Source organism: Mesorhizobium sp. M1163, assembly GCF_040318415.1.
Taxonomy (GTDB): domain Bacteria; phylum Pseudomonadota; class Alphaproteobacteria; order Rhizobiales; family Rhizobiaceae; genus Mesorhizobium.
The window spans coordinates 1-8,212 of sequence record NZ_JAMYMF010000085.1; the positions used below are offsets into that span (position 1 = coordinate 1).

General features: G+C 60.0%; 6 protein-coding genes and 2 pseudogenes. 3 read left to right on the forward strand and 5 right to left on the reverse strand.

The genetic code is table 11. The features are described from left to right. Window positions 1-83: 83 nt before the first annotated feature. The 5 genes and pseudogenes from NKH43_RS34815 to NKH43_RS34835 all read right to left on the reverse strand — a co-directional run. Window positions 84-416 (reverse strand): annotated as a pseudogene (locus tag NKH43_RS34815) (ATP-binding protein); the annotation flags it as partial. Further along, window positions 406-1,929, reverse strand: coding sequence for an IS21 family transposase (gene istA / locus NKH43_RS34820; RefSeq protein ID WP_352861989.1), 1,524 nt, complete (start codon window positions 1,927-1,929; stop codon window positions 406-408). The gene istA and the pseudogene NKH43_RS34815, both read right to left, overlap by 11 nt. A 205-nt stretch (window positions 1,930-2,134) precedes the next feature. Further along, window positions 2,135-2,356 (reverse strand): alpha/beta fold hydrolase, encoded by a 222-nt coding sequence (locus NKH43_RS34825; RefSeq protein WP_352861991.1) that lies wholly within the window; start codon window positions 2,354-2,356, stop codon window positions 2,135-2,137. A gap of 48 nt (window positions 2,357-2,404) precedes the next feature. After that, window positions 2,405-2,983, reverse strand: a complete 579-nt coding sequence (locus NKH43_RS34830; protein WP_352861993.1) for an alpha/beta fold hydrolase — start codon at window positions 2,981-2,983, stop codon at window positions 2,405-2,407. Window positions 2,984-3,749: 766 nt separating this feature from the next. Beyond that, entirely contained in the window at window positions 3,750-5,405 is a 1,656-nt protein-coding gene (locus NKH43_RS34835) for an MFS transporter (RefSeq protein ID WP_352861994.1), read from the reverse strand. A 647-nt stretch (window positions 5,406-6,052) separates the two neighbouring features. Here NKH43_RS34835 and NKH43_RS34840 point away from each other — a divergent pair. The 3 genes and pseudogenes from NKH43_RS34840 to tnpC all read left to right on the forward strand — a co-directional run. Continuing rightward, the gene (locus NKH43_RS34840; RefSeq protein WP_352861996.1) at window positions 6,053-6,397 is read left to right on the forward strand and encodes a transposase; all 345 of its coding nucleotides are present in this window, start codon (window positions 6,053-6,055) and stop codon (window positions 6,395-6,397) included. Continuing rightward, on the forward strand, window positions 6,394-6,648 hold the full coding sequence (gene tnpB / locus NKH43_RS34845) for an IS66 family insertion sequence element accessory protein TnpB (protein WP_352861998.1): 255 nt from the start codon (window positions 6,394-6,396) through the stop codon (window positions 6,646-6,648). The genes NKH43_RS34840 and tnpB overlap by 4 nt, the downstream gene beginning before the upstream one ends. A 162-nt stretch (window positions 6,649-6,810) precedes the next feature. Further along, window positions 6,811-8,129: pseudogene (gene tnpC / locus NKH43_RS34850) on the forward strand (IS66 family transposase); the annotation flags it as partial. Window positions 8,130-8,212 lie beyond the last annotated feature (83 nt).

The following is an 8,212-nucleotide window of genomic DNA, read 5'->3' on the forward strand; positions in this document are numbered from 1 at the left end:
ACACAGTCCATTATCACAATCACAGGATCAGCAGATCCAGCTTTTTCAATAACATAGCGAGGTGTGCATTATGTCGTGGGATCGGGGCCGCCGACAAGCACGACGTTGTTGGCCTGGTCCATGAACTCGCATCGATGGAGCTGGCGCACGAGGGCCTCGTTGATCTCGCTGCTGGCAAAGTCGAAGCCGGCCAGATCGCGATAGACGGGGAAGCGAGCAGTCTTGAGCTGATAGGCTGTGGACCTGACCTCCCGCTCGGCCATCTCGGCCTTCAACAGTTGCGACAGGATTGGGATGGCGGCCTCGAAGGCGGGAGAGGCCTGCTCGGTGAGTTCGGCCACGGCTTGCGCCATGCCGTGCATCTTCAGGCTCCTGAGCATGATGACGATGGCGCCGCTGGCGGGATCATGACGCATGACGCACCTCCCGAACCTGGCGCAGCGCATCGTAGCGCTCGACATTGGCCTGCGGTTCCTTGGCCAGGCTCAGCGCCTGCGGGGCATCCACAACGGGCGCCACGATCGGCTTGCCGTCGACCAGCCTGTGCAGGAGATTGAGGATGTGGACCTTGGTCGGGACACCGGCCTGGAGCGCCATCTCCACTGCCGTCAGCACGGCCTGCTCATCATGCTGCAGGACGAGCGACAGGATCTCGACCATCTCCCGATCGCCGCCAGGCTTCCTGAGCAGATGCTGCTGCAGTCGCTTGAAGGCTTCGGGCAGCTCGGTGAAGGGCGCACCGTTGCGCAAGGCTCCGGGCTTGCGCTGGATGACCGCCAGATAGTGACGCCAGTCGTAGACGGTCTGGCCAAGCCGGTCATGCGACCGCTCGATGATGCGGCGGTGTTCGCACACGATTTGCCCTTCGGCGGCAACCACGATCCGCTCCGGATAGACCCTGAGGCTGACAGGCCGGTTGGCGAAGGATGCCGGCAGGCTGTAGCGGTTGCGCTCCAGATGGACCAGGCGGGTCGGAGAGACCCGTTTGGTGTATTCGACGAAGCCATCAAAGAGGCGCGGCATCGGCATCAGGAATTCCTCGGCACGGATGTCTTCGATCGTTCCGGGCCTAAGGCCATGGGGAGTCCCTTGCCAAAGCTCCCGACACCGCTGCTCCAGCCATGCGTTCAGGGCCTCCAGCGAAGGAAAGCGCGGCATCGGTTGCCATAGCCGGTGGCGGGCATCCTGGACGTTCTTCTCGACCTGCCCCTTCTCCCAGCCCGAGGCCGGATTACAGAACTCGGCCTCGAACAGATAGTGGCTGGCCATGGCCGAGAAGCGGGCATTGACCTGGCGTTCCTTGCCGCGGCCGATCCTGTCGACCGCCGTGCGCATGTTGTCGTAGATCCCGCGCCGGGGGACGCCGCCCAGAACCCGGAAGGCGTGGTTGTGGGCATCGAACAGCATCTCGTGCGTCTGCAGCGGATAGGCCCGCACGATGAAGGCACGGCTGTAGCTGAGCTTGAAGTGCGCCACCTTAAGCTTGGTGCGCTCGCCGCCGATGACCGCCCAGTCTTCCGACCAGTCGAACTGGAACGCCTCGCCGGGCTCGAACGCCAGCGGCACGAAGGTGCCGCGCCCGCTCGTTTGCATCTGACGCTGGCGCTCTTCCTTCCAGGCACGCGCAAAGGCGGCGACACGACCATATGAGCCTTCATAGCCGAGGCTCATCAGGTCCACATGCAGTTGTTTGATCGTGCGCTTCTGCTTGCGCGGCCTGTTTGCTTCCGTCCTCAGCCAGGCCGACAACCGCTCGGCATAGGCATCAAGCTTGCTCGGCCGCTCCGGCACCTGGCAGCGGGGCTCCACCTCGTCGGATCGCAGGTATTTGCGGATTGTGTTCCGCGACAGTCCCGTGCGCCGTGCAATCTCCCGGATCGAATGTCCGTCCCTCAGGTGCCAGCGCCGGATAACGCTCAATAACGCCATGTCTATCACTCCAAAGTCCCCTGCAATCAGCCAGCAGGGGTGGGTTCAAACATGGGTCACTTCTCAATGGAAAAACCGCCCAATCCCGGGTCGGTTCTCGGCGGAAATCAACAAGCGGTGTTCTAATAGGTCGGTGCACGCACGGTCATCGGCGCGCTGCTACCTTCAATCATGCGAGCAAATTGTAATTCCCTTGGCTGTTGATTTAGTGCCATTGACGGATCAGCCTGTTCACGGCTTCGCTGCGGTCGATGTGGATGGCATGCCCTGCATTGTTCAGCAGGTGGAAATCTGATTTTTTGATCAGCTTCGCCAAGTAGAGCCCTTGCTCCGGAGTCACGGTGGGGTCGTTCTTGGACCAGATAATCAACACTTCGGCCTGAATCCTATCAAGGTAGGGGAGGATGTGCTTCTGCTGGCACAGCACATAAAGATGCAGGCTTGTCTCCTCTTTCGGCAGGTTCTGGAAAATCTCCTATTGTCCCCGCTCTGCAGCCCGCCGATAGGCCTCTCGCTTGGCGTCTTCCACATCTTGCCCGTAGGCGCGGGTGGCTTTTCGCCATGCGGCGAGGTATTCGTCTTCGCTCGGCATCGGGGCCGAATAGTCGTAAGCTTGGCGGCAGGCCCGGGCCCAAGCCTCGTCACGTTCGTCGCCAAACGCTGGTGACACAGAGTTGGCGGTCAGCAGTACGAGCTTGGATACAAGATCGGGACGCACGATCGCGACCCGGGCGGCGACGAATGACCCTTCTGAGTTGCCGACTAGCGTGATCTTTTTCAACCCCATCGCTTCGATGAAGCCAATTACGTGATCCACACGACCGACCCGGTTTATGTATTTGCCATCAGCGGGATAATCCGTCCCACCGAAATGGAGCTGATCGACCGCGATCGCCCTAAATTGATCGGATAGCCCGTTCAGCTGCCGAACAAAGGAACTCTTACCGTCTGCGCCGAAACCGACACCGTGAAGGAATACAATAGGCCCGCCGGTTCCATTCTCGCAATACGAGGTCCCGACACCACCAACCGATATGCGATGCTCGGTGATCATTATTTCCTCACAAAGCTAGCTGCACTAGGTCGGCGTTGGTACATGCGAAGCGAGGGGAGCGTAGCAGCGTCATCTGGCCTCTATTGCGCGAATTGCCCTGTTCGAACGCAGGGAAACAGCGTTTTCACGCTCTCTGCACGATAAGCGACGATTTGCTGGTGGGAGTGGAAGATGCCTCGCCCCACTTTGGAGCTGGTTATTCTGGAGGTGAGTTCGCCACGAACTGTTGAGTGTCGCTCGCTCCATGCTCACGAAGACGGTCACGGTCGAACGCAGAATGGGGGCGTCGTCACGTTGTCTAAATGTGGCCGCGGGAGGCCGACACCGCGCTTTCCAGACAGGCCGTCCACTCAGGGCCCATTTCAATCTGCCTACTGCTAACCAATGTGACAGCGCCCCCCAAAACGCTATGCAAAATCATCAAATGTGACCCCGTTGCACACCGATCCACGATCCCCATTCCATGCTGATTAACACGGACCGATGGGGAATCTGCTCGATGCGGAAGCTACGGCCCTTGTTCGCCAAATCTGGCGACGCGCTACAAAGCCCCCGTCGGTGATTGGAAACGGCGCTCTAACAGTAGGAAGGAAAACCGGCAGGGCGCCCTGCCCATAAGTTGAGCCGTTAGGCAATTTTTGGGGCCACTAGGATCTCGTGCTTCCGCCGTCACCTGCGTTCTAACTCGGTCTTCGTCCGATCCAACGTTTCTTGTATCAACTGAAGCCTGAAGCCGTGATATTTTCATTGAGCACAGGCGCAATAGTCAGTGCCGGAGGAAATAAGGTGCCGATTGCTCGGGCTTGCGGGCCGAGCTTGTCGGTCGCTCGATCAAGAGCATGATTTTAGGTGGAAACAGTCCTGCGTGCAATTTTAGGACACGCTCACCCAGTGCCTTGTCTGCTTCCGTAAGACGATGATTCAGGCGAAGGTAGTCGGTCCAGGTCGGCGTGCGGAACGTCTCTGTCCATTGCATAGGCTCCTGAAGGTTACGCTGGAGCGTCCAGTGCCGAGCCCCGACGCGGCTTTGCACATGCCGGCGCTCGCGCATGAGGTCCAGGAAAGCTTCGAGATTTTCCTCAGGTACGAGGTACTCGACTTTGACCACGATAGGACCGCTTCTGGGCTTGAGATTGAGGGCGACTGCCGGTGCGTCGAATTCCTCCAAAGGATCAGGCTCGGACTCGCGACGCTCCCGAAGGGGAAACAGGACGCCCGAGGCAGCGACCAGCAAGAGGGCTCCAGCGGAGCCCTCCATCGCCAAGGTGAGGGAATAGTTCTGGGCCGCCGTGCCCCACACCCAACTGCCAGCCGCTATACCGCCGTCTATTAGGGCATAATAGATCGAGATGGTGCGACCGACGACCCATCGCGGGCTCGCCAGCTGCACACTTACGCCAAGTCCAGACCAGGCGGTGACCCAACCGACCCCGCCCAATGCGAGCGCGATTGCGGCCACTGCAATAGAAGAGGTCAATGCAAGGGAAAGCGAGCATGCAGCGCAGGCGACGCACGCCAGCGTCATCAGCCTTTCTTGAGACAGGCTCCGTCTGAACACGCTGTTGGAGACCCCGGCGAAGACAGCGCCTGTTCCGAAGCCGGCCATGAGCGTTCCATAGGCCACCGGTCCTCCTCCCAGCTGATCGCGGACAATCAGGGGCAGCAGTGCGAGTATGGCGATGCTTGCCAGGCCAAAAAGAGTCCCCCGCACGATCGCAGCCTTGATCTCTGAAGACATTGCCGTGAAGCGCAGCCCGTCATAGATCGCCGTCCTCATCGGTTCACGGGGGAGTGGTGAGGAGCGAACCTTCCACTTGCAACGCCATATGGTGACCAAAGGAACCAGATAGGTAAGCGTGGTTACGGCGAAAGCCGTCAGAAGTCCGAACGAGGCAACCACTATGCCGCCGAGCGCCGGGCCCACGGTCCGTACGGTGTTAAAGCCGACGGAAAGCAGGGTGACGGCAGCGGGAACATGGCGTCGATCCACCATATCGCCAACCGAGGCCTGCCAGGCGGGATCGTTGAGAGCGCCGCCGCATGCAATCAAGAAGCTGAAGCCGAGGATTATCCACGGGTCGACAAAGCCCAGCATCACAAAAGCTGTCAGCATCGCAGATGCTATTACCATGAGGGACCGGCCGGCGAACATGACCCGGCGCCGACTGAAATTATCAGCCATGGCCCCGGCGAACACGGACAAGATGAACGCGGGCAGGTTCGAAGAAGCCTGCACGAGTGCAACCATCAGATCGGAACTCGAAATTGTTGCCATCAGCCAGCTGATAGCAACAGTCTGCATCAACCAGCCGAGACTCGAAACCTGCGTGGCGAGCCAGATCGACCGAAAGGTCGGGTTTCTGAGCGGCGCAAACGTCGCTGGCGAAATTGGATCGGCGTCTGCGCCCGCAAGACTGTTCATTCAACCTAGCTCTTGCATATGTTCCGGTTTCCTACATGACGCTGGAGCCACACCTGCAGCCGTTGATTGAAACCAGCTGAAGGCTCGCGGAGCGGCTAATGTGCGCAGACGCCCGGCAGGAGACTAAGCTCGCTGCCGGGCGGTACGCCTTGGGAGGTGGCGTAGTTCGCAATCCTTCGCAAAAGCTCTGAATCGTCCGCCTCAGGCCGACTTACAATATGAGGATCGAACCGCTCAGTGATTCTAGCGCTTGAATAGGCCGATTTTCGCAAATCCTCGGTCATCAACGCAGGAGATCGGCGTTGTGCTCCTAGATGTGCATAAAATCGGTGATTCGCTGGCGCGCAGTGGGGAACATTCCTCCGAGCCAATCAAGGTGGACCGACGGGGCTGCTTAATTCGCAAACGCCATAACAGAGATGGGCAACTACGATACTTCACCAGCTCCCAATGCATGGCGGTGTGGCCGTCATGCATGACGCCCTTGTTCTCCGAGGCATAGGGCAGATCGGTCGCTTCCTCGTAAGCGGCAACGGAACCCCACGTAGCAGGGGGTAGCCTGAATTTGCGATTCATCGGCTTTCTGTTTGGAGCTGATGATGGGAATTTCTATAAGCACGCCTATGCCTGATGATAGAAACAGTCAGGTGATCGAACATCTTGAAGTCCGTCCTCTTCGGGCCCGGCGCCAATGGTCGGAGGAGGCAAAGGCTCGGCTTGTGGCGGAAACGCTTGTGCCTGGCGCAAACATCTCGGCGATCGCGCGCGGTGTCGGCATTGCGTCGTCCCAGTTGTTCAACTGGCGGCGGAAGGCTCTTGGAAAGGACCTGCCGGCCTCGGGTGGCGATGATCCGGCGCTTCAGTTCACCCGGTTTGAACCGCTCTACAGCGCGCCCGTGGAAATTGTCGTGGGCGACTTGATTGTGCGAGTGGGCAGCAGCGTGGACGCGGATCATCTCGCACGGGTGATCCGAGCGGTACGGGCGGCATGATCCCTTCGGGCGTGACGGTTTATGTTGCAAGCGCGCCGGTCGACTTCCGCAAGGGACCGGTCTCATTGATGGCGCTTGTTCGCGACGGCGGTGTGGACCCTTTCGATGGTTCCCTTTATGTCTTCCGTTCGAAAAGAGCTGACCGGGTGAAGATCGTCTGGTGGGATGGATCCGGAGTTGCCTCTATGCAAAAACGCTCGAGAAATCGCAGTTTTGCTGGCCGCGGATCGGGCCCGCGCGTGTCCGGCTGAATCATGCGCAACTTTTGGCACTGGTCGACGGCCTGGACTGGAAGCGGGTCCGGCCGGCAGCGGTGAGCGGCCTCGGAGCGTGGGCTGAAGCGCCTGAGGCAAAGTGAATCATGGCTCTGAAATGATTGGGAAAAAGGTCGCTTATGTGCTGTGACGTCAGCTATGGAGACGGCTGCCGCAGAGCTTCCCGACGACGTTGACGCGCTAAAGGCGATGGTTTTGGCGCTGACCGAAAAGACGGCCCTTCTGGAGAACCAGGCTGCGCGAAACGAACGCCATGCGGCGGAGCGGATCGCGATCTCTAATAGCCGGGCGGAAGCGGCAGAAGCGCGCATCAAGGCCGCCGACGAACGTATCGCAACCCTGACGGCGATTGTGAAGATGCTGGAGCGGTCGCGCTATGGCCAGCGTTCTGAGCGGTTGGGCATTGGCGGACTGAACGACGAGCAATGTGCCTTCGTATTCGAGGAGATCGAGAGCGGCGTCGGCGAGGCAGTTGCGGATCTCGAAGCTGTAGCCCCGGATCGTGCGAAGCGCGCACCACGTCCGCGCAAGGGGTTTGCCGCCCATCTTGAGCGAGTGGAGCAGATCATCAAGCCGGAGGTGCCTGAGGACTGCGAGGGCCTGGATCGGCTGCTGATCGGCGAGGAGGTGTCGGAACGTCTGGACGTCACGCCGGCGAAGTTCCGGGTGATCGTCACCCGCCGCCCGAAATATGCCTACAGAAACCATGACGGCGTGTTCCAGGCGCCGGCACCTGCCCACATCATCGAGAGCGGCATTCCCACAGAGCGGCTTCTGGCCCAGGTCGCAGTCTCCAAATATGCCGACGGGCTGCCGCTCTATCGACAGGAAGCCATCTATGCCCGCGATGGCGTCGAACTCAGCCGCGCGCTGATGGCGCAATGGATGGGCAAGATTGGCTTCGAGCTTCAGCCGCTGGCCGATTATGTATTGGAGCGCATCCGCCAAGCTGAAAGGGTGTTTGCGGACGAGACGTCGCTACCAACGCTGGCGCCGGGCAGCGGCAAAGTCCGGAAGGCATGGTTATGGGCATACGCCCGCGATGATCGGCCGTATGGCGGAACAGCGCCGGCCATGGTGGCGTATCGCTTCGAAGACAGTCGCGGCAGCGAGTGTGTCGCACGGCACGTGGCGGGCTTCACCGGCATTCTGCAGGTTACGGATACTCCGCATACACCAAGCTCGCCAAGGCAAGTGCTGGCACCAATGATGCCATGACACTCGCAGGATGCTGGGCGCATCTACGCCGGCGCTTCTATGAGTTGCACATCAGCGGTGCTTCGCATCTGGCGTCACAGACGGTCGCGACGATGGCCGGCTTGTGGAAGGTGGAGGATGAAATCCGAGGCCATGATCCGGTGGCTCGCATGGCTGCACGCCAGGATCGGTCCGCGGCGATCGTTGCCGACCTGTTCAGGCTATGGGAAAAGGAATTGCCTCGCATCTCCGGAAAGTCGTAACCGCTGTTCTCAGGCCACGGCCTTGAGCGGCATAGGTCTGTAGGCCCAAGGCAGCAGATCGTCGATCTGGCTTTGTGGAT

What these genes read in the sequence shown, in the direction of transcription:
- istA (WP_352861989.1), bottom strand. Translation starts at nt 1,929, where the DNA reads ATGGCGTTATTGAGCGTTATCCGGCGCTGGCACCTGAGGGACGGACAT.
- NKH43_RS34830 (WP_352861993.1), bottom strand. Translation starts at nt 2,983, where the DNA reads ATGATCACCGAGCATCGCATATCGGTTGGTGGTGTCGGGACCTCGTAT.
- NKH43_RS34835 (WP_352861994.1), bottom strand. Translation starts at nt 5,405, where the DNA reads ATGAACAGTCTTGCGGGCGCAGACGCCGATCCAATTTCGCCAGCGACG.
- tnpB (WP_352861998.1), top strand. Translation starts at nt 6,394, where the DNA reads ATGATCCCTTCGGGCGTGACGGTTTATGTTGCAAGCGCGCCGGTCGAC.